This is a genomic window from Shewanella sp. TB7-MNA-CIBAN-0143 (genome assembly GCF_040310065.1).
Lineage (GTDB): Bacteria > Pseudomonadota > Gammaproteobacteria > Enterobacterales > Shewanellaceae > Shewanella.
Window position 1 is genome coordinate 36,654 of the sequence record NZ_JBEOPL010000001.1, and the last position, 20,727, is coordinate 57,380.

Consider the following 20,727-nt stretch of genomic DNA (forward strand, 5'->3'; position numbering starts at 1 on the left):
TTAGGGATTAGAGATAAATCTATAATCGATTATGGCCGATTGTTGCAATTGCTTGATTAAATCAGGCTGTTGCTCAACCTCACCGAGGCAGTCGAGGGCTTGAGCATAAGGAATTGTAAACTGGGGGGAACTATTTTTATTTACAATAGAGATGAGTAGTGCTTTTGATTGCTCACACAGTACTTTAACTTGCTGTGACGACCCTACTGAGGCCAGTAATGAAGCCATTAACATTTTACTTTGGGCTAAACCAGCAGTATAAGCCGAGCTTTGGGGGAATTCAGTGACAAGCTGGTTAAAAGATGTTGTTGCCTGTCGTGCGTATATTAGGCTTTCTGGTGATAATTTTTGTGTGGCTAAATAATTTGCTGCTGCCAGTTGGTAAGTTGCCAGTAACTCATTTTTTTTGCTTGAGGTTTGTAAAGTCACATCTTCAGCAAGCATAATCGTTAATGATTCAAGACTCTGTTTCATTGTTTGTTTAATAGGCTCTGAGCTAAACGTCAGCAGAGCAAAGTAAGCGTAATACTGTTGTATTTTCCAAATATCATTTTCAGGATCTTGTTTAAGGGCGTTGGTAATTGCAACTAAACCCTGTTGAGCTTTTTCAATAGCTTGTTGATGATGCCCTTGGTAATTTAGTAAATGAGCAAGCAACATATAGCTACTTGACAAGCGATCAAGTAAATAGGGCTGTTTTTCTAATGCTTGATTGGACAGCTGCTGTTGAATTTGTTGGTGTATTTTTATCGCCGCGGTAATGTCACCTTGCGCAGTAACGGCACTGGCAAGCCACGAACGTGCATTAGCTATATCAGCGATTAGCTGGCTATTGGTCTGATCTTTAAACCATATTTTTAGTTTTAACAGCAATGATTGCTCAAATGCCTCTCGTGCAGCAGCAAAGTTTTGCTGCTTCATGTGTATCGATCCAAGAGAATTTTGCGCGTACGACAACTCCATTAACGCATCGTTATCCTCTGGCGCATATTGATACATGGCTTGGCTGTATGTTAAATATTGTTCAAACCAAGGCTGTGTTGCAGCCCAATCACTTTTATCGTATTCAAGTTGGCCGAGCCAAAAAGCATTAGCACCTAAGGTTTTAAGTAAGTTGAGGTGTTGCGGTTGTATTTCGAGTAACGGCAACATGCGCTCACGGGCGGCGATTAAGGCGCTGTGGGCTTCGTCGGTATTGCCGCGAGAATAGGCTACTTCGCCCATGGCCTCTAAGGTTTGGCTGTGTTGAAACTGGGCTTCAAAGCTTAAATAACTGGCATCGTCGGCCGAAAAGTCACTGAAATATTCCAATGCTTTGTTACTGATCCCATCGAGCAAGTCCATGCGGCCAATGCCGCGCATTTTGTCGGCGAATTCACCGACCATAAAACCGAGTAAGTTTTCTGCCGCTAGGCGTTTTTGTTGTGCTTGGTTTTCGGCCTCAATACTGCGAACACTCATGGCGACAGAAATCAATGTCAGTGCCACAAGGGCTAGCATGACTGCACGGCGGCGCCAGCGGCCGATGTTGGCTTGTTTGCTAGAGGCTTGAATGAGTGCCAGCTCTTGAGGCTCTAGGTTAAACAGTTGGTTATTGAGCAATGTGCTTGCTTCTGCTAATGGTTTGCCTTCTGCCAGTAAATAAGCGTTACTCTTTGACTCCGCTAGCCAGCGCTTAGATTGATGCTGTAAACGGCTTTTAATCGCTAAACTGTCCTTGTGCTCGGTTATCCATTGGGTCGCGCGGGGCCAGCGCCTTAATAGTGCTTCGTGGGCAATACTAAAGCAGGCTTGATCTTGTTGCAGATGGGAAACAAACAAACGGTTATCGACCATGGCTTTGACGAGGTTTATTTCGGCATCACTACTGAGATCGCTCCAGCGGGCGGTGCTGCTGGTGATCGATTTTTCATCTTCGGTTAGGGTGACTAACATCGACAGTATTTTAGGCAGTGCGGCGCGTTCGCTGTTGTTTAATTGGTTGAGCACTTCTTCGGCATTTTTACCGATGGCGCCTTCAATCCCCCCAAGCGAATGGTATACCGACACCAATAATTGGTTGTTGTCATCTTTGTGCAAATACAGCGATTGCAAGGTGTATTGCAACATGGGCAGAGCATCGGGGTTTGAGGCGGCTTCACTGCAAAGTATTTCGTCCAACGGCATTGCCGTATCGGGATCGAGTGTCCATGTGAGGTTAGCTGCATTGGCCGGCAAGCGGATCATTTGCATCAGCTCTGATCGGGTTGGCGCCGATAAATCGAAATGTGAGCCATTAGCTTTGCCTGCCATTAGGCTTGGGTGGCTAACGACCTGAGGGTAAAAGTCATTGCGGCAAGCACTAATCATTAATACTACCCCTGAAACCGCAAGGGTTTCGAGGATATCTAATACATTGTTGCGTTCGGATTCGGTAAATAATGGCGACGCTAATAAGATTTCTAAACGGTCGATAAACAATGAAAAATGGGGCCGACTGTATTTTGGGGCATGGTCATCATCGATTGATGAGTATTTGGCTAAAGCTAGCTGACAATATTCAATAACGGCGTTGATGTCGTTTTGCAGTTTGTTTGCCAGCATATCGGCACTACAGTCGGTAAACACCGCTTGGTCTTTGATTTCCCAGTCGAGCATCGCACTGGCGATATCGATAATTAAGCGTCCTTTAGTGACATCGGCTAAATCTAAGTTAGCATTATCGATTACGCCAACCCCGTTAAAGCCATTTTTGGACATTAAATTAGGCATGATGCCGGCATTAATTAACGATGATTTACCTGTACCGCTGGGGCCGAGGATTAAGCAAAAGGCACGGCCAAATTCAACTTGTTTTGTGATGCGATTTAATAAAGTGTCAACTTGCTCACTTCGGCCAAAAAATACATTGGAGTCGTTGGTGTCAAATGCGCGTAAACCTGGAAACGGCGAGGCGCCTTGCCATTGTTGGGTAGTGACTTTGGCATGATGACCAATAGGGAATTCAACACTGGCGATGGTGCGATAACCGCGTTTGCGGATGGTTTCTATGTACTGCGGATTAGATGCTTGATCGCCTAATGCTTTACGCAGCTGGGTAATGACTTTATGCAGCGGATTATCGCCAATGGCGATGCTGTTCCAGCAGTGGTTAATAATATCGTCTGCTGCTAGCACTTCCCCTTGGTGTTGGCACAGTAAACGCAACACATCCATGGCTTTGGGTTCAAGACTGCGAATAACATCGCCAGACTGAATGCTATTGCTGTGTGGATTAATTTGCCAATCGCCAAAAAAGAAAGTGCTGTCGTTCATCTGTAATTAATTTCCGATTGGTTAATCGCGTTAAGTTATAAGCAATAAAGATTACGTCACGATGACTCTTATTGAGAGTCATCTTTAGGCGTACTACTTCTGCTTGTTTGATTGTATCGTGCGACTACGTCAATTGTATTTTTTTGCAATATTTTACAATAGATTTACTTTTTTCTCGACAACGATATCGCGTACGGCATTTGGTTAATGTCGTTGTTCTAGCTGCTTTATTTGTTCTACTATCGCTTGATTCTCCGGTGTTTTTATACCGTATTTTTTCCCAATGCTGACCACCGCGCCATTGATGTAATCGACTTCTGTTTTTCGTTTCGCTTGAATGTCTTCCCACATTGATGATCGTGCTTTGGGATCGATGTCGAGCATCTGTTTAGCGACCAGATTAAACAACCCATTTGGCAACGATAAAATGGTGGGTAACCAGGAGGGTTTAACCTTGGTGTATTGATGCAATGTAATGTTTGCCGCTTCGCATACTGCTAGCCATTCTTTCATTGCTTTGGCTAAAACTCGGCGATTTTTGTAGTCACTTAATTGCTGTTTAATCGGTAAATCGGTGACCGCATTTAATGCATTATTGAGATTTAATAATAATTTACCGTAAATCATTGGGGTAAAGTCTGCTTCAATGTCGCAACCAAATCCGTGGTTAACCAGTGCGGATTGAATTGCGATGGTATGAGGGTTTTCTTGTAAGGTAAACACACCCTCTGTGCCTTTATGAAATACGCCATTGGGCAGTTGCAGCACATTAAATGGCGTGATCCCTTGGAGTAAGCGGTAATGATCGAGCGAGTCTTTAATGCTGTCAAAACTGCCTAAGCCATTTTGCATAAATATAATGCTGCTGTTGTCGTGAGTAATCGCCATTAATTGATTGGCAATACTGCTAACTTGATGACATTTTAAGGTGACAAATACTACATCAAATTTGCCATTGATTGATGATTCTTGGTCGATATCGGTGATCAACGCTTGCGGCATAATCGTTTGTTTTAAGCCGTTATAATCGGTCAAGGTAATGCCGTTATTGGCAATGATTTTTTGCTTAATTGCTGGGCGACAAATTAAGCTGACTTGTAACCCCGAAATACATAACTGACCCGCTAAATAACAGCCTGTTGAACCCGCGCCAAAAATTGCAATATTCATTTTTTATTCATTCACTGTTTGTTAATGACGAAACGATTTTTCTAATACAATATTTTACTCTCTTGTAACATAACAGCATTTTTGGCAGTGTAGAAACTTAACCTCTTTCTCGTTATCAACAGTGAGCGTCTATGAATAATAATACTATTACCACCATCGCCTTAGCGGTGTTCGGATTAACGATGGCATCGACGGTGGTTGAGGCTGCCGATATTAACGTTATTTATGCTGGCACATTATTAACTACGCCAGGCGAGTCACCTTTAACTCAGCAAACTGTGGTGATAAAAGATGGGGTAATCACTTCTATCACTTCAGGTTATCAGTCTGCACCGGTGGTGGACGAGCATGACAATGTTGAGATGATTGATTTAAAAAATAGCTTTGTTATGCCTGGCATGATGGATATGCATGTTCATTTACAAGGCGAGTTAGGGCCGAATAATGATAGCGAAGCTTTGCGAATGTCGGATGCTGACGTGGCAATGCGCAGTGCTTATTTTGCTAAAAAGACCTTATTAGCAGGCTTTACTACGGTGCGAGACTTAGGCGCGAAACCGGAACAGATTTATGCCTTACGCGACGGCATTAATAAAGGCTGGATTGATGGCCCGAGAATTATTGCATCTGGTGGCGTGTCGGTTACCGGAGGCCATGGTGATGTTGACGGTATGAGTCCTGATTTACTTGATAAGTTTACCTCTAAAACCATTTGTGACGGACCTTATGATTGCCGCCGCGCGACTCGTCGGGCGATAAAGTTTGGCGCTGATGTGATTAAAATCACCTCTACCGGAGGAGTGTTATCGGACACTAATACGGGTACTGGCCAGCAAATGGATGATGATGAGCTTAAAGAGGTGATTGATACTGCGCATGCCTTAGGTCGTAAAGTGGCCAGCCATGCCCATGCTGCTCAAGGTATTAATGCAGCGTTGCGCGCCGGTGTCGACAGTATTGAACATGGCAGTTACGCCGATAAAGAAAGTATTAAATTAATGAAAAAAAGTGGCGCGTTTTTAGTGCCAACATTGTTGGCGGGCGACACGGTAGTGAAAATGGCCAATACCGCAGGGGCTGACTTTATGTCTCCTGCCATAAAAGCCAAGGCAATACGTGTTGGTGGCGACATGATGCAAAACTTTAGTGCGGCTTATAAAGCTGGGGTTAATATTGCTTATGGCACCGACAGTGGGGTGTCACATCATGGTGATAATGCTAAAGAAGCTGTATTGATGAGCAAAGCGGGTATGAGTAATGAGGATATTATAATCAGTGCGACGATTAATTCGGCAAAACTGATTGATATGTCAGATAAACTTGGCACTTTGGAGGTTGGCAAATATGCCGACATCATCGCAACGCATAAAAGTCCTCTTGAGCAAATTGAAGCGTTATTAGATGTGTCATTTGTGATGAAGAGCGGAGTTATTTATAAGCGTTAATGTTATTTATTATTGTAGGTCAATAGTATCGACAATAACTAACCTTAACGCTTGTTTTGTTTTGAGTTGAGGTTAGTTAGCAAAACAGTAGACAGTTTAATCACCGTTTATTAGCGGAAGCTAAGGTTAACTTGACTTGAGCCCCAATATTGTCGATTTCAACACGATAATCAGAATCTATATTGCGATATTTCAATAATATGCAACGCATTTCGGCGTTGAATCCAGGCATTCATTATTTGATTGTCACAATAGATCTTTTTATACTTGACCCTGTTTACTATACGGTATGGTTAACCGTAAGTAATAAGAGTATATTGTTGGATCTGCGTCATTAACATCATCAATGACGTATATGGATATAGATGGTAGCTAAGGAATGCTCATGTCGCTTGAAATCGTTGGATTATTGATTTTCATCTTATTGTTAATCATTGCTTTTTTGCTGTTTTTTAACCTAAACCGATACCGTCAGCAGCAAGCAAAAAAGATGATATTAGATACCTATGAGCTTATCCTTGATCAAGTTGATGCTTATATTTATTTAAAAGACACTCAATGCAAATATGTTTATGCGAATCAACTAACGCTTGACTACTTTGGTGTGACGCTTGAAAAGCTAAAGGGCACTTCCGATAGCGATTACTTTCCCGCGAATGTTGTAGATATTTTGCACGTGAATGACACTAAAGTGCTTAACTCGCAAAGTAAACTCTCTGACGATATTATTGTTGATACCCCAGCCTCGCTCATTGTATATCACGAAGTTAAACAACCCTTATATAACCATAAAGGCACATTAATTGGCCTCATCGGTATTTCTACCGATATTACCGCTGCTTATCATTTACGTTCAAAACTAGAGCGACTTGCTAATACCGATCCGTTAACGGGTTTGTTTAATCGTCGTTCATTTACGTCTTTTTGCGAACATGAGTTTTTTCGTGCTACTCGCTATTTTCAACCATTCTCGTTAATGATCATTGATATTGATTTATTCAAAAATGTGAATGATACCTATGGCCATTTAGTGGGTGATGAAGTGATTAAGCGCGTTGCCAATATATGCAATGAACATATTAGGGAGGCCGATGTATTGGCTCGAATTGGCGGTGAAGAGTTTGCTATTTTATTACCCGATACTGATATTGACTCTGCTTATATCTTGGCTGAACGGTTAAGAGAAGCTCAACAACAGTACGACGAACAAAAAGCTCCTTCGATAACCATTAGTATTGGCGTTGCAACCTTACGTTCTCAGGATAAAGCATTTTTAGAGATATTTAAGCGGGCAGATAAAGCGTTGTACTCATCAAAAAATATCGGTCGCAATAGTGTCAATGTCGCGTAATGGCAAGTGCTTGATAACCATTTCAGTCAGATGGCAAAGTGGGATTTCATCGCGTTTTATTCTCTTCAAACAATGCGGCGGCATCACGTAATCGTTTATAGACCTTAAAAATTGTTAATTTAAGTTGCGCGCAATTAGTTATCGTGATTATCATATAGCTAAGCAAAACAAATTAAACTCAAAATTTTGAGTCATTTTGTGCGTTAGAACTCAATATGACTAGGCAGTTTTAGCCTAAATTGATCCAGTTGTCGTTTTAGATCGGTGATTTCAGACATTTCGATACCGCATTGTTCAAGAATACATAGGTGGATTTGTTCTGCTTGGGGCTGCAGTTGATGACCTTTTTCAGTTAATTGCATGCACAAGGTCCGTTCATCTAAGGGCTCGCGAATGCGCTTTAGCAGGCCATCAGTTTCGAGACGTTTTATGACCGGTGTTAATGCACCCGATTGCTGCCCGAGTTTGCTGGCCAAGGTTTTTAAACTTAGACCATCTTGCTCCCAGAGGACTAACATCACCAAATATTGAGTGTAAGTTAGCCCAATAGAGTCTAGTAACGGTTTGTACAGTTGGGTAATAGCCAATGACGTTGAATAAACAGCAAAACACAACTGATTTTCGAGTAATAGATGTTTGTTTTTATTCATATCAATCGCTTAGCTCGCAAAGTTGTTGACCATATTTGAATTGATCAACTTAAGTAAAAAGATCGTATTATTTGGCCTCGGTTGTTTATTGTACCAGTGTTTAGTTGATATCAGTATTACAGCGGTAATCAACTTTTAACAACCGAGGTCATATTGTCTTCTCAAGTACCACTTTATGGTGCTTATGTTATTTAAAGGACACAAGATGAACACTCAAAATCGTCGTATAGTACTTGCCAGCCGTCCACAAGGTGAGCCAGTGGCTAATAATTTCCGTTTAGAAACCGTCAACAAACCTGTACCAGCAGAAGGTGAGGTGTTATTGCGCGCGGTGTATTTATCGCTTGATCCTTACATGCGTGGCCGTATGAATGACGCCAAATCATATGCAGATCCAGTAGCAATTGACGATGTGATGGTGGGCGCTGCGGTATCACAAGTGGAAGAGTCTAATCATCCTGATTATAAAGTGGGTGAGTGGGTGTTAGCGTTTGGTGGTTGGCAAGATTATTTAGTCTCTAATGGTGAAGGACTGATGAAATTGGGCGATAACCCAAGCCATCCTTCTTATGCGTTGGGTATTATGGGCATGCCAGGCTTTACTGCGTATATGGGGCTATTAGACATTGGCGCGCCTAAAGCGGGCGAAACCGTTGTGGTTGCCGCAGCTACTGGGCCTGTTGGCGCAACGGTTGGCCAAATTGCTAAGTTGAAAGGCTGTCGAGTTGTTGGTATCGCCGGTGGCGCAGAAAAATGTCGCTACGCAAAAGAAGTATTAGGCTTTGATGAATGTATTGACCATAAAGCGGCTGATTTTGCGCAGCAACTGACAGCCCATTGTGATAACGGCATTGATGTGTATTTTGAAAACGTTGGCGGCAAGGTGTTTGATGCGGTAATGCCATTACTCAACACTGGTGCTCGAGTGCCAGTGTGTGGCTTAATTTCTCAGTACAACGCAACTTCATTACCCGAGGGACCTGATCGTTTGTCATTACTGATGGGCACATTGCTGGTTAAGCGCATTAAGATGCAAGGCTTTATTATTTTTGACGATTATGGCGACCGCTATCCAGAGTTTGCCAAAGATATGGGCCAATGGCTTGGTGAAGGTAAGATTCAATATCGTGAACAAATTGTCGATGGTCTTGAAAATATGACTACAGCCTTTATCGGGCTATTAAAAGGCGAAAACTTCGGCAAGGTTGTCATTAAAGTAAACAATCCTCTGTAATCTAAGTGATTACAACTAAACATACAGTATTTAAGGAATCACTATGAAAGTATTAATGGTATTAACTTCGCACGATAAATTAGGCGACACTGGCGAGAAAACCGGTTTTTGGTTAGAAGAATTAGCGGCTCCATACTACGCATTTACCGATAAAGGTGTTGAGGTAGTGCTAACATCTCCTAAAGGTGGTTTACCGCCATTGGATCCTACAAGTGATAAAGTTGATTTTCAAACTGACTCTACGCGTCGTTTTACTGCCGATACTAAAGCGCAAGCATTACTAGCCAATACACTCACATTGGCATCAATTGACGTAGCAGATTATGACGCGGTATTTTATCCAGGCGGTCATGGTCCATTATGGGATTTAACCAATGACAAAGACTCTATTGCATTAATTGAACAGTGCTACAAAACAGATAAACTTTTAGGTTTAGTATGTCACGCACCGGCTGCACTTAAGTACCCTAAAAAGCCAGACGGAACGCCACTCGTTGCCGGTAAAAATGTCACTGGTTTTACTAATGGTGAAGAAGAAGCTGTACAGTTAACTAACGTTGTACCGTTTTTAGTTGAAGATATGCTGCAGCAAAATGGCGCGACTTATTCTAAGGGTGACGACTGGCATCCATATGCAGTAGTTGACGGTAAACTCGTTACCGGTCAGAACCCTGCATCGTCTGAATTAGTGGCAGAGAAAATGTTAGCTTTACTAAGCTAATCTGCTGTTTAGTTTAGTGGTTACAGTTAACTGTAACTCGAAATAACAGAATACGTAGATTGATAGAAGCAAACCCAGTGAGTTGTTCATTGGGTTTATTTTTTATCACTAACAATACAAGGATGGCTTAATGATTAAACTACATCATTTAAATAAATCACGTTCAAAACGCATTATTTGGTTATTAGAAGAATTGGGAGTGGACTATGAGCTGGTTGCTTATCAGCGTGATACAACCACATTTTTAGCGCCAGAGTCGTTAAAAGCGGTTCATCCATTAGGTAAATCACCAGTATTAGAAGCGAGCGGTTATACCATTGCTGAGTCGGGCGCGATTACCGAGTATTTAATTCATACCTATGGCGCTGATAAACTGATGCCAGCACTCGGCACAGCAGATTATATCGATTACTTACAATGGATGCATTTTGCTGAAAGCTCAGCTGCTTTGCCACTATTGCTGAAAATTTTTGTTAAAATGGATGGCGCAGAAACCCGTTTTATCGGTGGATATGCCGATGCAGAAACGGCAAAAGTCATCAGCTATGTTAACGACCGCTTAGAAGGTAAGTCATATTTAGTCGGTAACCGTCTTAGCGGTGCAGATATTATGATGTCGTTTATTGCAGAGCTTGTTGGCCAAAACGGTGAGTTTGACAAGTATCCTAATATTGCTAAGTACTATCAACAACTAATGAGCCATGCATCGTTTAAAAAAGCGATGCAAATAGAAGCTGAACACGATCGATAATGATTAGATTGTATCGGCACTAAAAAGACGAACTGAGTTCGTCTTTTTTCATTTAAGTGTGAGTACTGTTCATTCGCATCGGCTTATCCTTTATGATGTTTTTTACGTTGTTCGGTAAGTCTGATACATTATAAGTAGTGGCATCCTTTGGTTAAAGTTTGTTCGTTATCATACTAAGGTGTTAGTATGGTGATCGTGTTTTTGTGTAAAAAAAAGGCTAGATTATGTCGACTTTATCTGATGAAGAGCTCGCTTATTTTAGCGGTGTATTTTCGCCGGAAGATGACAGTACCGATAATGCTTTATCGAGACATTCATTAAGTGTTGCGACTGAAATACCGCAAGTGCTTGCTCATATTTTAGGGAATGCCAAATTAACTCTATTAGCTGAAATTAGTTATTACCGTTTATGGTTTCCATTAACCTTAAAGCAAGATGAGCTTGGGCAATTTTTGCCGGAGTTGGGTATTCCTGAAGTGATTGATATGCGCGGCGGTGAACGTAGCTGGCGGCTCAATAATGTCAAAAATATAAAAGTCATTGATAACGATACGGCTAAATTTGTTGAGGTACTCTCTTTATCGAGTTCAGGCATGACCATTAAAGTGCCGCAAGAACTTAACGATAAAGTGCCACGCTTAACACAGCTAATTTTACCTAATGGTGTGCATCTGGATATGGTGTTTGAACCGGTACGAACTGAAAATGGGGTCATGGCAGCAAAAATTAGTGCTGAAGGTGAATCCCGTGAAATACTGCGTCAATTTTTGTTTAGCGAACATAAGGCTAAGTATTCGCACCTTTACAAAAATATTAACCGCTAACCATAAAATCTTTGGCTAACATGGTTTTAACGGCATTGATAAATTCATCATCACTTTTTGCCTGAATTAATTGGCACAACTCATCACCTACAGTGGTAAATCGATAATACGTAAATAATAAGTGCTGATGCTTAGGTTTGAGCGACAAAGTGGCATTACACATAGTTAACTGAATATGTTCACTACTGCTTAATAGTCCGGTTTCAAACTCGCTTTTATGTAAAATTCCCGCATCGACTAAGGTAAGAATACTCGAATAAGGTAAGCCGAATTGGGACAGGCCGAAGTTAGTGTGAGTATGCTTACGAAAATATTGTTTCATCCCACCATTAATACGATAACTACTGAGTAATTTAAATCTGGGCTCGGTATTAATTTTAACTGACATGCCTAAGGCTTTTTCAAATATCAGTGCTTCTCGAAACGTCAGTTGCAGTAATACCGCTAAAGTTCTAAGGCTAAAGTTACCTGGATTAACGACTTCACTGGCTAAAATTCTGGCCCACAAATCCTGCATTTTACGGTTATGAATTTGTTCAGCCATTTGAAAAAATTGATAGCGCCAATCTGGATCTAATTCGACTCCTGTTACATCGGATGGGGTGTAATTGAGTGCTAAGGCAAAAATACTTTCAAGGTTGGTCTGATGCTGGCTGAGTTGCTTGCGTTGACGGTGCTCAGCACGCTCGGCAACGGAGGCTGTTGAAGGGCGATAATCTTCCTCGCTGGCTAAGCCGATAATGCGCCCGAGTAATAAGGTTTTTTTGCGTGCGGACACTTGAGTATTGTCATCTTGTGTTGCCGTCACATCAATATCAGTCATCATTAACTCCCTTTATGCATTACACTTTCGCCATGTTTGTATGGTATGACATCTGTGCTAAATCTTTTAGTGTTTTGTCATTAACGGTGACCATAAGGCTTCTTTACCAGGCTCCGGATGACGCGGCACATTGAATGCTAGTGCGAGTGAGCATACGGCAAACCCAGTGCCTATGAAGAATACTGCTTTAGGCGAACTGAGCCATAAAATGCCTAATAAAACAGGGATAATTACCGCGGCAATATGGTTAATGGTAAAGCTGACCGACATGGTTGAAGCAATATCTTGTTTATCGGCAATTTTTTGAAAATAGGTTTTCATCGCAATCGCCATAGCAAAAAGCAGGTGATCAATCACATACAATCCAGCCGCAATATTGGCATCGCTGACATAAGCGTAACTACTGAAAATAATCACTAAGCCAACGTATTCGATAATTAACGCGTTACGTTCCCCCATTTTGCCAATAAAGCGACCAATGGTGGGGGCAAAGAGTAAGTTAACGACATAGTTGATTAAGAATAACGCGGTGATTTCAGAGACCGAATAGCCAAATTTTTCAACCATCATGAAGCCAGCAAACACCATAAAAATTTGCCTGCGCGCCCCAGAGAAAAAGGTTAGTAAGTAATAAAGCCAGTAGCGTTTTCTCAGTATTAAGTGTTTGTGCTGAATGGAGCCAATGGCAAAACGAGGAAAATACACTGCCATAATGAACACCATGACTAATCCACATCCGCCAATAATGCTATACATCCAGATGTAATCTAGATTCAGCCAGCTCATTATTAACCAAATTGACCCATAGCCGACAAGTGCTGCAGCGGAGCGCCACGCTAAGGCTTTGCCCATAAAGCCAGGTGCATCGGCTTTATCTACCCACTGTAACGTAAGCGATTGATTTATTGTCTCAAAATAATGAAATCCAATCGACATGAGTATCGTTGTTAAATACAACCCGATGACATCAGGAAACCAGCCGGTAATTCCCACTCCAATGCACAATAGTGCCAAGGATGATAAGGCAAAAGTTTGCTCTTTGATCAGCAGCAATACAAACACCGCGGTAAAAGCTAAAAATCCAGGTACCTCTCTTAAACTCTGCAGTAATCCAATCTCAGCGCCAGTGAATGCGGCGCGTTCAATAACAAAGTTATTTAACAAAGCCTGCCAAACTGCAAACACCATGGACATTACAAAGGTCATCCATAGCAGCAAATGTTGTGGATTAGTGCGCTCAATACGGGCCGATTTACCACTAAAGAGGGCAGTATTACTGATGTTTGACATTGAAAGTACTCGGTTTATAGGAGGTTTTTTGATTGTTGTTTTCCATAGTGACATAAAACAGTTTGTTAAGTGAAATGTAATTTAGTGTAAATAAAATTGCTAATCTTAATGTAAATTATAATGCGAATGGTTATCGTTTGATGTATGGTTGTTGCGTTTTTTGAGGGAGTATTAACGTGACGTGTCGGAGAAACAGATGAATAAAAAGTTAACCTTATTGGCAGTATCTGTGGCAAGTGTATTGGGTTTGAGTGGGATGCCTAATGCTCAAGCTGCAACGAATACCGAAACATTAGCCAAAGCCATTGCCAAGCAAGAAGCTGAAATTACGATATTGAAACAGCAGCTTGCTACATTAGCAGCCGAACAAAAACAACAACAGCAGCAAAACAAACAAGTGGCGACTCAAGTTGACACTGTGGTGCAACAGGCCACTAAAGCGCAAGACCGATTGAGCCGTTTTAGCTTTAACTCATATGGCAGCGCTGTTTACACCAGTGATGAATATTTCGATAACGTACAAGATACATCCGCAGAGCGACGTAGTCGTACTGATTTAGAGCGGATTGTGACCGAGTTTGGTTATCAGTTCACTGATGATTGGAGTATGGAAGTTGAAATTGAGTATGAGCACGGTGGCACTGGCACCTCACTAGAATATGACGGCTTTGATGAATTTGGTGAGTTTGAATCCGAAGTTGAAGCGGGTGGCGAAGTGGTGGTTGAAAAAGCAGAAATTCGTTACCGTCCATCAAAAGCCTTTGGGGTGAAATTCGGTAACATTCACTTGCCTATTGGCTTATCGAGCATGTTACACAAACCTAATCAATATCTTACAGTGCAACGTCACAAAAGTGAAGCTGCGATGATGCCAACCGTTTGGAACGAAAATGGTATTGGTGTTTACGGAGAGGTTGCCGATTTTCATTATCAGGCACAAGTTGTCAGTGGGTTAAACTCTGAGTATTTTCGCACTTATGATTGGGTGGCATCAGGCCATCAAAAACGCTTTGAAGAGGTGAATGCTGACGACTTGGCATTTGCTGGCCGTATTGATTATGGCAATTTCAAAACAGGCAGTGCAGTCGGCGTGGCTTATTACTACGGTAATACCAGTGGTAATCGCCATAAGAGTAACAAACTCGATGTTGATGGTGCTCTTAGCATTGTGTCTGTTGCCGGAGCCTTTGTTGAAGGTCCATGGATCCTCCGCGGTCAATATTTATATGGCTCGTTAGACAATGCTGACGCTATTACTCAGGCTAATAAAACCACCCCAGGTTTACGTCCAGGTAATTTTGCCCAACTGGGTTCAGAGTCGCAGTCGTTCTTTGTTGAGGCGGGCGTCAAACTTGATGAATGGTTTGATATTCCGATGACCGTGTTTGCCAATATCGATTATTCCAATCCACTTATGGCCGTTGAAACGGGCACCGCAACCAAGCGTTATGAAAATACTTGGAGCAGCGTGGGTATTAACTATTTCCCGATACCTGAAATTGTGATTAAAGCCGAAGGTGGTCTTCATCAAGTGGCTGTTGCCAGTATTCCTGACACCAATTTCTTTGCTTTAGGTGTGGGATATCAGTTCTCGCTATAAGCAAATTTAATTTTTCGACCTATTTTTTGATCTGTTTTTTTACATGGAGTTTTATTATGCGTTTTAACTACACTGCAATCTCACTAGCACTCGTGGCAACATTATCCGCGTGTGGCGGTTCAGGCTCGGATGACACTAGCACCCCGACAACCCCAACTACACCTACAACCGGTTTTAGTTTTGTCGCGACAGAAATGATCACTAACTTAACCGATGAGGTGATTGTGGCTGGTTATGCTGATTTAGCGGCAAAAGGGGATGCCTTATTATTGGCAACCCAAACCTTACTTACCTCAACGGTACAAGCAGATTTAGTGGCTGCACAAAATGCGTGGAAGTCGGCTCGTCAACCTTGGGAGCAAGGGGAGTCGCATATCTTTGGCCCAGTCGACTCATTGAGTATCGACCCGCATTTAGACAGCTGGCCGTTAAACACCACTGACTTACAAACCCAGTTAGCCAACAGTAATGGTTTTGATGCCGACACCATTAAAGGTTGGAATGATGATGTTCAAGGTTTTCATACCATGGAATATCTGTTGTTTGGCGATGGTGTTAATAGCAACACAAAGTTGATTGCAGATCTTAGCACCAAAGAACGTGAGTATTTAATCGCCTTAGCGGAAGTGTTCCGCGATTACACCGCGCAATTAGACGATGCTTGGCAAGTGAGCCATAACCCACAAGATACTAACGCCAAACCTTATGCCGAGTTGCTTAAAACTCCTGGCGATGCCACTAACACTATTTACTCATCACAGTTGGCGGTTATTGAAGAATTGATCAACGGCATGATTGGTATTGTCGATGAAGTGGGTAACGGTAAAATTGCCGATCCATTCGGAGAGTCATTAACCACGGCAGACACCTCTAAGGTGGAGTCGCAGTATTCGTGGAACTCACTAACCGACTTTTCAAATAACATCATAGGTGTACGTAACGTTTATCAAGGTGAGTTTACGGGTGGTGCCGATAAGCAAGGTTTAATTGATTTTGTAACAGCAGCTGATGCGACTTTAGCTACGCGTGTCGCCAGCGAAATTGATGATGCCATTTTAAAAATTCAAGCCATTTCGGGTAGCACTAGCATGCCGTTCCGCCAAGCGATTCTCGATGCTGATGGCCGAGCTAGAACCCAGGTCGCTGTGGATGCATTAACAAAGTTACAAGCGACGCTGCAGTCAGATGTGCTGCCTTTATTATCTGATTGGAACTCATAATTTAGCTGTTACCCTCCCAATAAGGCCATGGAACGACCTTATTTGGAGGGTAAGTGTGACCAAAAAAATAGAGACTCAACTCATAACAAGGTCGCATTACTGCCAAATAAACTCAATTTTAGTGTGAATGTGTGAGACAAAGATGAACAAATTATTACGACAACCATATTGGTTTGTAGCATTACTGGGGCTTAGCCTAAGTGCTTGTGGTGGCAGCGGCGATGATGAAATCTCGCCAGACCCCATTGATCCGGTAGTGACTTATCCTAGCTATACCTCAATTGTTGCTTTAGGCGGTGACACCACAACATTCGATGCCAGTAACTCTGGCCATGGCTTTTCAACGCCATCGTTAAATTTAACGGCAGATGAACTCGCATTACATTTACAAGGTGATACCAACTTTGAAGTTTCGTTTACTACAGCGCCGAATGATCAACACCCTGAGCTTGATGGTTTAGGCCCAGTATTTAATAACGCTGACTGTAATTCTTGCCATCAACGCGATGGTCGAAATTCCACTCCCTTTTTGGCCGCAGATGAAACTCGGGTAAAACTGGGGTCGGCAGCGGGTATTTTCTTACGTATCAGCAAAGCTCCTGCTGAACCTTGTACTGTAGGAACTGCAGATAATAATTACTGTGCGCCGATTAAAGTGCCAGATTTTGGTGACCAGCTATTTCATCGCGGAGTATTAAAAGCGCGCCCAGATTGGCAAGACAATGCATTTGTTGGTCAAGCAGATGTGTATTTGTCTTATGAGCGGCATGATGAAGTGTATGCCGATGGACGCACCATTAGTTTGAAGAAGCCTATTTTTGCAGTCGAAAATCCATATGATGCACCTGGCGAAACCAAACAAAGTGCCAATGTAACTTCAAATCTATTACAAGATGATGTGTTAATGGGTTGGCGTAACGGCATGCCTGTGTTTGGTTTAGGGTTGCTAGAAGCAATACCTGAGGCAAGCATTCTCGCCAATGTTGATGCTGATGACAGCAATAAAGATGATATTTCTGGACGGGCTAATTGGGTATTTGATGCCATAAAAGCACAAAATGGTGACAGTACTCCCGTGTCTTTAGGTCGCTTTGGTTGGAAAGCCAACACTCCAAGTGTGCGAGTACAATCGTTAGGTGCATTACGTGGTGATATTGGTATTACTAATCCGTTATTTCCTGATGAAAGCATTGTTGGCACTAGTTTACATGATTCATATTTAACACGAACTGGGTTTGTTGATACTGGTGAAGATGTTAACGGTGCGCCTGAGGCCAGTGCAGAGTTCAGTGATTCAGTGGTGTTTTATGCCGAAACTTTAGCGGTGCCAGCCAGACGTAACGTTGATAAAACGGCAGTGCGCGAAGGCGCTAGGTTATTTGAGCAACTTAATTGCAGCAGTTGTCATACGCCGTCGTTTGTGACCAAAACCTCAGGTGATATTGGCGGATTACCGATGAGCGACAGCTTAAAAGGCCAAAATATTTATCCCTTTAGTGACCTGTTGTTGCACGATATGGGTGAAGGACTGGCAGATGGTCGTCCAGACTTTTTAGCCGACGGTAATGAATGGCGTACTCGACCATTGTGGGGCATAGGCTTAACCCAAACGGTTAATCCACAAGCCGGATTTTTACATGACGGCCGCGCAGCAACCTTGGAAGAAGCCATTTTGTGGCATGACGGAGAATCTAAAACGTCTAAACAAGACTTTATGGCCTTAACGCAAGCAGAGCGTGATCAGGTTATCGCCTTTTTACAGTCGTTGTAAATTGCTGTAAAGCTCAAATACCTTAGGGTCTGTAGATCTTTCAAGGGTTTTTTGCCGAATTGTTGGTCATTACTTAAACATGAGCTACAAGGCAGAGGCTTTGTAGTGTAGTTATTCTACATTAAGAGCTGATAACGCAGTAGAAATGACCAACAAACGCTGCCCGAAGGGTTCGGCTAAAAACGTTTTACTCTGTGTTGAGCGAATTTTGCTTAGATTGCTAGGCAGCAATCCACTCGTCTCGATTAAAACGTTTTTATCTCGAACAAAATTTAACCAGCAAAGTTCAACAGACCCTAGCCATTTATGCCTAGGGTATTTTTTTGCGCGGCAGTTCACATTGCATTACGGTAGTTCATATTGAGGTAATTGTGGATGATGATGACGTGATCTGTTTCATGTAAATTTTCGCGCCAGTGGTCTAAGATACTGTATTACTTTTAAATGATTTCATTCGAGGTCAGCATGAGCCAAATTTTACTGATCCATTCAAGTGTCCATGGTTACACTCAAAAAATATGTGAATATTTACAGCGTCAACTGGTTGAGCAAGGCGAGCTGGTCACGGTCGCATCCTTAGCGGAAGCTCCCGATTTAGCCCTATTTGATAAAGTGTACATTGGCGCCAGTATTCGTCATGGCAAACATCGCCCAGCCCTGTATCAATTTATTGAAGATCATCGAGCGGAATTGGACGGCAAACCCAGTGGTTTTTTCTCGGTGAGTTTAGTGGCGCGCAAACCCAATAAAAACACGCCGAAAACTAACAGCTATATGCAACAGTTTTTAAGTCAAAGCCCTTGGCAGCCAAGGTTATTACAGGTGTTTGGCGGTAATTTAGATTACCAAGGTTATGGTGCCATGGACCGGAATATTATTCGGTTTATTATGTGGCTAACCAAAGGGCCGACAGACCCTAATACCAAAGTTGAGTTTACCGATTGGCAAAAAGTTGATGAGTTTGCTCAGCAAATAATAGAGGCATAATTAATGGTACTAAAGCCGTTATGGCAGCGTATTGAAGCAGTATTGCATCCATTGATGATATTGATGTCGTTGTTATTAATTTGCACCAGCCCATGGATATTAATTGGACGTCAATTAAGTCCTCGCGCCAGTGTTTGGGATGTATTTCATGTTTATGGTGGCTTGTTTACCACATTGTTAGCATTGATGTTTACTTATAAAGTGTGTGCGGCCGGGCAGTGGCGGCAGTTTTTTCCTTGGCTTACCTTTGAGTTAACGCCATTGCTTGCAGATGTGCGAGGGTTAGTGCACGGTCAATTGCCACATTCTGGTGGCAAAGGCCTAATCAGTGTCATTGAAGGCATTGGGGTTATTTTGTTACTGCTGGTGGTGTGTAGCGGAGCTGGTTGGTACATAGCAGATCCTAGTAATGCTTTAGCATGGCGCGGTTATCATATTGTGTTTGCTCAGGGTTTTATTGGCTTTATTGTGCTTCATTGTTTATTGGCTCTTTTACATCTTCGCGATTTTTTTAATTAACTGTGCCTGAGTCGCTGGCAAACCGGCATTGTCATCAGCATTGTCATTAGCATTGTCACCAGAAGAATGGCTTAGTTCAAATCGACTCATTATTGGGTATTTAATTGCTGAAACCAATTTAACGTAAACTGAATAAAACTGCTTAGCCTTGCGGATTGTTGTACCAACTGTGGGTGAATTAAATAAGTGGTCGATGCGTTCATGGTTTCTGTCGATAAGATTGCCTGTAATGTGCCTGCTTGTATTTCTTTATCGACTAAATACTCTGGCCCGACAATAATCCCTCGACCCAATAATGCCAGCTGTTTAAGCATATGATTATCGTTAACACTCAAGCAGCTATTGATTAATATCGGCTGAGCATTGAAGGTCCAGTGAGTTTGTTCTGTTGCTGTTAGGCATAGGTGATGTTGCAAATCCTCAATCGAATCAGGTGTCCCATGTTGTTGAAGATACGCTGGGGCCGCACAACAGATTTGCTGATAATCAAATAGCTTTTTAGCGACCATGTTTTGCGGTGGTGTTGCGGTAGCCCTAAATGCGAGATCAAAATCGTTACGGGTTAAGTCGTGCAGGGTATAGCTGCAATCAATACTAAAATGTACCTGCGGATGCAATTGCGTAAACTCATGGCAAATATTAAGCAAATGGCGTTGAGTGAGTTGGCTGGGCGCTGTAATGCGGATCCGCCCTGAGATATCGTCGTTGTCGTGACGAATTCTTTTGTCTAGCATGAGTAAGTCGGCTTTCACTTGTCCCATGCTCGATAAAATCATCTCACCTTGAGGGGTTAGCCTTACACTGCGTGTTGTGCGTATGAGTAATGGTCGGCCTACTTCTTTTTCGAGTTGCCTAATCTGTTCAGATAAATATCCTCTCGATATCCCTAACGAGGCCGCCGCTTCGGTAAAGCTAAGTTGTTTGGCGACTTCGCTGAATAAGAATAATCGCTCAAATTTTTTGTGTTCACGGCTCATGATTATAACCATCAATAATATTTTATAGAGAACTGTAATCTGTTATTGGTAGATATACCAAATAATGATTTTGCTTTTTACGGTTCATTTTTATGCAGGA

Annotated in this window: 17 protein-coding genes; 11 read left to right on the forward strand and 6 right to left on the reverse strand. The window is 42.3% G+C overall.

Annotated features, from left to right (window positions below; all coding sequences use genetic code 11):
- Both AAEY97_RS00160 and AAEY97_RS00165 read right to left on the reverse strand, forming a co-directional pair.
- Complete coding sequence (locus AAEY97_RS00160) at positions 1 to 3,294, reverse strand: nSTAND1 domain-containing NTPase (protein WP_350995656.1); 3,294 nt, start codon at positions 3,292 to 3,294, stop codon at positions 1 to 3.
- 204 nt (positions 3,295 to 3,498) lie between these two features.
- Positions 3,499 to 4,464: a 2-dehydropantoate 2-reductase gene (locus AAEY97_RS00165; protein WP_192115662.1), complete on the reverse strand. Its 966-nt coding sequence runs from the start codon at positions 4,462 to 4,464 to the stop codon at positions 3,499 to 3,501.
- A gap of 131 nt (positions 4,465 to 4,595) precedes the next feature.
- On the opposite strand from AAEY97_RS00165, the gene AAEY97_RS00170 reads away from it, so the two are divergent.
- Both AAEY97_RS00170 and AAEY97_RS00175 read left to right on the forward strand, forming a co-directional pair.
- On the forward strand, positions 4,596 to 5,909 hold the full coding sequence (locus AAEY97_RS00170) for a metal-dependent hydrolase family protein (protein WP_101085937.1): 1,314 nt from the start codon (positions 4,596 to 4,598) through the stop codon (positions 5,907 to 5,909).
- Positions 5,910 to 6,294: 385 nt separating this feature from the next.
- Positions 6,295 to 7,260, forward strand: a complete 966-nt coding sequence (locus AAEY97_RS00175) for a sensor domain-containing diguanylate cyclase (protein ID WP_182744683.1) — start codon at positions 6,295 to 6,297, stop codon at positions 7,258 to 7,260.
- Positions 7,261 to 7,463: 203 nt separating this feature from the next.
- Here AAEY97_RS00175 and AAEY97_RS00180 read toward each other — a convergent pair whose 3' ends face one another.
- Positions 7,464 to 7,910 carry a MarR family winged helix-turn-helix transcriptional regulator gene (locus AAEY97_RS00180; protein WP_162022423.1) on the reverse strand — a complete coding sequence of 149 codons (447 nt, stop codon included), beginning with the start codon at positions 7,908 to 7,910 and terminating at the stop codon, positions 7,464 to 7,466.
- A gap of 205 nt (positions 7,911 to 8,115) precedes the next feature.
- Here AAEY97_RS00180 and curA point away from each other — a divergent pair, with 205 nt between their 5' ends.
- The 4 genes from curA to AAEY97_RS00200 all read left to right on the forward strand — a co-directional run bounded on the left by curA (position 8,116) and on the right by AAEY97_RS00200 (position 11,440).
- Positions 8,116 to 9,144, forward strand: a complete 1,029-nt coding sequence (gene curA, locus AAEY97_RS00185) for an NADPH-dependent curcumin/dihydrocurcumin reductase (RefSeq protein WP_162022424.1) — start codon at positions 8,116 to 8,118, stop codon at positions 9,142 to 9,144.
- Positions 9,145 to 9,187: 43 nt separating this feature from the next.
- The gene (locus AAEY97_RS00190) at positions 9,188 to 9,865 is read left to right on the forward strand and encodes a type 1 glutamine amidotransferase domain-containing protein (RefSeq protein ID WP_194956143.1); all 678 of its coding nucleotides are present in this window, start codon (positions 9,188 to 9,190) and stop codon (positions 9,863 to 9,865) included.
- 130 nt (positions 9,866 to 9,995) lie between these two features.
- Complete coding sequence (locus tag AAEY97_RS00195; protein WP_350995661.1) at positions 9,996 to 10,616, forward strand: glutathione S-transferase family protein; 621 nt, start codon at positions 9,996 to 9,998, stop codon at positions 10,614 to 10,616.
- A gap of 224 nt (positions 10,617 to 10,840) precedes the next feature.
- A complete protein-coding gene (locus tag AAEY97_RS00200; RefSeq protein ID WP_101085931.1) occupies positions 10,841 to 11,440 on the forward strand; it encodes a hypothetical protein in 600 nt (199 codons plus the stop codon).
- On the opposite strand, the gene AAEY97_RS00205 is transcribed toward AAEY97_RS00200, so the two are convergent.
- Both AAEY97_RS00205 and AAEY97_RS00210 read right to left on the reverse strand, forming a co-directional pair.
- A complete protein-coding gene (locus tag AAEY97_RS00205; RefSeq protein WP_101085930.1) occupies positions 11,430 to 12,263 on the reverse strand; it encodes a TIGR03899 family protein in 834 nt (277 codons plus the stop codon). The two genes, AAEY97_RS00200 and AAEY97_RS00205, sit on opposite strands and share 11 nt — an antisense overlap.
- A 66-nt stretch (positions 12,264 to 12,329) precedes the next feature.
- Positions 12,330 to 13,469 carry an MFS transporter gene (locus AAEY97_RS00210; RefSeq protein WP_502959421.1) on the reverse strand — a complete coding sequence of 380 codons (1,140 nt, stop codon included), beginning with the start codon at positions 13,467 to 13,469 and terminating at the stop codon, positions 12,330 to 12,332.
- 280 nt (positions 13,470 to 13,749) lie between these two features.
- Between AAEY97_RS00210 and AAEY97_RS00215 the strand changes: the two genes are divergently transcribed.
- From AAEY97_RS00215 to AAEY97_RS00235, 5 genes are all read left to right on the forward strand, one after another.
- Positions 13,750 to 15,153: a porin family protein gene (locus AAEY97_RS00215; RefSeq protein WP_192115667.1), complete on the forward strand. Its 1,404-nt coding sequence runs from the start codon at positions 13,750 to 13,752 to the stop codon at positions 15,151 to 15,153.
- Between the two features lie 56 nt (positions 15,154 to 15,209).
- Entirely contained in the window at positions 15,210 to 16,373 is a 1,164-nt protein-coding gene (locus tag AAEY97_RS00220) for an imelysin family protein (RefSeq protein WP_350995669.1), read from the forward strand.
- Positions 16,374 to 16,515: 142 nt separating this feature from the next.
- Positions 16,516 to 18,144 (forward strand): di-heme oxidoredictase family protein, encoded by a 1,629-nt coding sequence (locus AAEY97_RS00225; RefSeq protein WP_350995672.1) that lies wholly within the window; start codon positions 16,516 to 16,518, stop codon positions 18,142 to 18,144.
- A gap of 465 nt (positions 18,145 to 18,609) precedes the next feature.
- Positions 18,610 to 19,131 (forward strand): menaquinone-dependent protoporphyrinogen IX dehydrogenase, encoded by a 522-nt coding sequence (gene hemG / locus AAEY97_RS00230; RefSeq protein ID WP_350995675.1) that lies wholly within the window; start codon positions 18,610 to 18,612, stop codon positions 19,129 to 19,131.
- A 3-nt stretch (positions 19,132 to 19,134) separates the two neighbouring features.
- On the forward strand, positions 19,135 to 19,650 hold the full coding sequence (locus AAEY97_RS00235) for a cytochrome b/b6 domain-containing protein (protein ID WP_101085924.1): 516 nt from the start codon (positions 19,135 to 19,137) through the stop codon (positions 19,648 to 19,650).
- Positions 19,651 to 19,739: 89 nt separating this feature from the next.
- Here the strand turns inward: AAEY97_RS00235 and AAEY97_RS00240 are convergent, their stop codons facing one another.
- A complete protein-coding gene (locus AAEY97_RS00240; RefSeq protein WP_350995678.1) occupies positions 19,740 to 20,627 on the reverse strand; it encodes a LysR family transcriptional regulator in 888 nt (295 codons plus the stop codon).
- Positions 20,628 to 20,727: the final 100 nt, after the last annotated feature.

Coding starts and splice junctions, on each gene's coding strand:
- AAEY97_RS00175 (WP_182744683.1), top strand. CDS start 6,295: ATGTCGCTTGAAATCGTTGGATTATTGATTTTCATCTTATTGTTAATC.
- AAEY97_RS00220 (WP_350995669.1), top strand. CDS start 15,210: ATGCGTTTTAACTACACTGCAATCTCACTAGCACTCGTGGCAACATTA.
- AAEY97_RS00170 (WP_101085937.1), top strand. CDS start 4,596: ATGAATAATAATACTATTACCACCATCGCCTTAGCGGTGTTCGGATTA.
- AAEY97_RS00210 (WP_502959421.1), bottom strand. CDS start 13,469: ATGACCTTTGTAATGTCCATGGTGTTTGCAGTTTGGCAGGCTTTGTTA.
- AAEY97_RS00200 (WP_101085931.1), top strand. CDS start 10,841: ATGTCGACTTTATCTGATGAAGAGCTCGCTTATTTTAGCGGTGTATTT.
- AAEY97_RS00160 (WP_350995656.1), bottom strand. CDS start 3,294: ATGAACGACAGCACTTTCTTTTTTGGCGATTGGCAAATTAATCCACAC.
- hemG (WP_350995675.1), top strand. CDS start 18,610: ATGAGCCAAATTTTACTGATCCATTCAAGTGTCCATGGTTACACTCAA.
- AAEY97_RS00195 (WP_350995661.1), top strand. CDS start 9,996: ATGATTAAACTACATCATTTAAATAAATCACGTTCAAAACGCATTATT.
- AAEY97_RS00165 (WP_192115662.1), bottom strand. CDS start 4,464: ATGAATATTGCAATTTTTGGCGCGGGTTCAACAGGCTGTTATTTAGCG.
- AAEY97_RS00205 (WP_101085930.1), bottom strand. CDS start 12,263: ATGACTGATATTGATGTGACGGCAACACAAGATGACAATACTCAAGTG.
- AAEY97_RS00235 (WP_101085924.1), top strand. CDS start 19,135: ATGGTACTAAAGCCGTTATGGCAGCGTATTGAAGCAGTATTGCATCCA.
- AAEY97_RS00180 (WP_162022423.1), bottom strand. CDS start 7,910: ATGAATAAAAACAAACATCTATTACTCGAAAATCAGTTGTGTTTTGCT.
- AAEY97_RS00225 (WP_350995672.1), top strand. CDS start 16,516: ATGAACAAATTATTACGACAACCATATTGGTTTGTAGCATTACTGGGG.
- AAEY97_RS00215 (WP_192115667.1), top strand. CDS start 13,750: ATGAATAAAAAGTTAACCTTATTGGCAGTATCTGTGGCAAGTGTATTG.
- curA (WP_162022424.1), top strand. CDS start 8,116: ATGAACACTCAAAATCGTCGTATAGTACTTGCCAGCCGTCCACAAGGT.
- AAEY97_RS00240 (WP_350995678.1), bottom strand. CDS start 20,627: ATGAGCCGTGAACACAAAAAATTTGAGCGATTATTCTTATTCAGCGAA.
- AAEY97_RS00190 (WP_194956143.1), top strand. CDS start 9,188: ATGAAAGTATTAATGGTATTAACTTCGCACGATAAATTAGGCGACACT.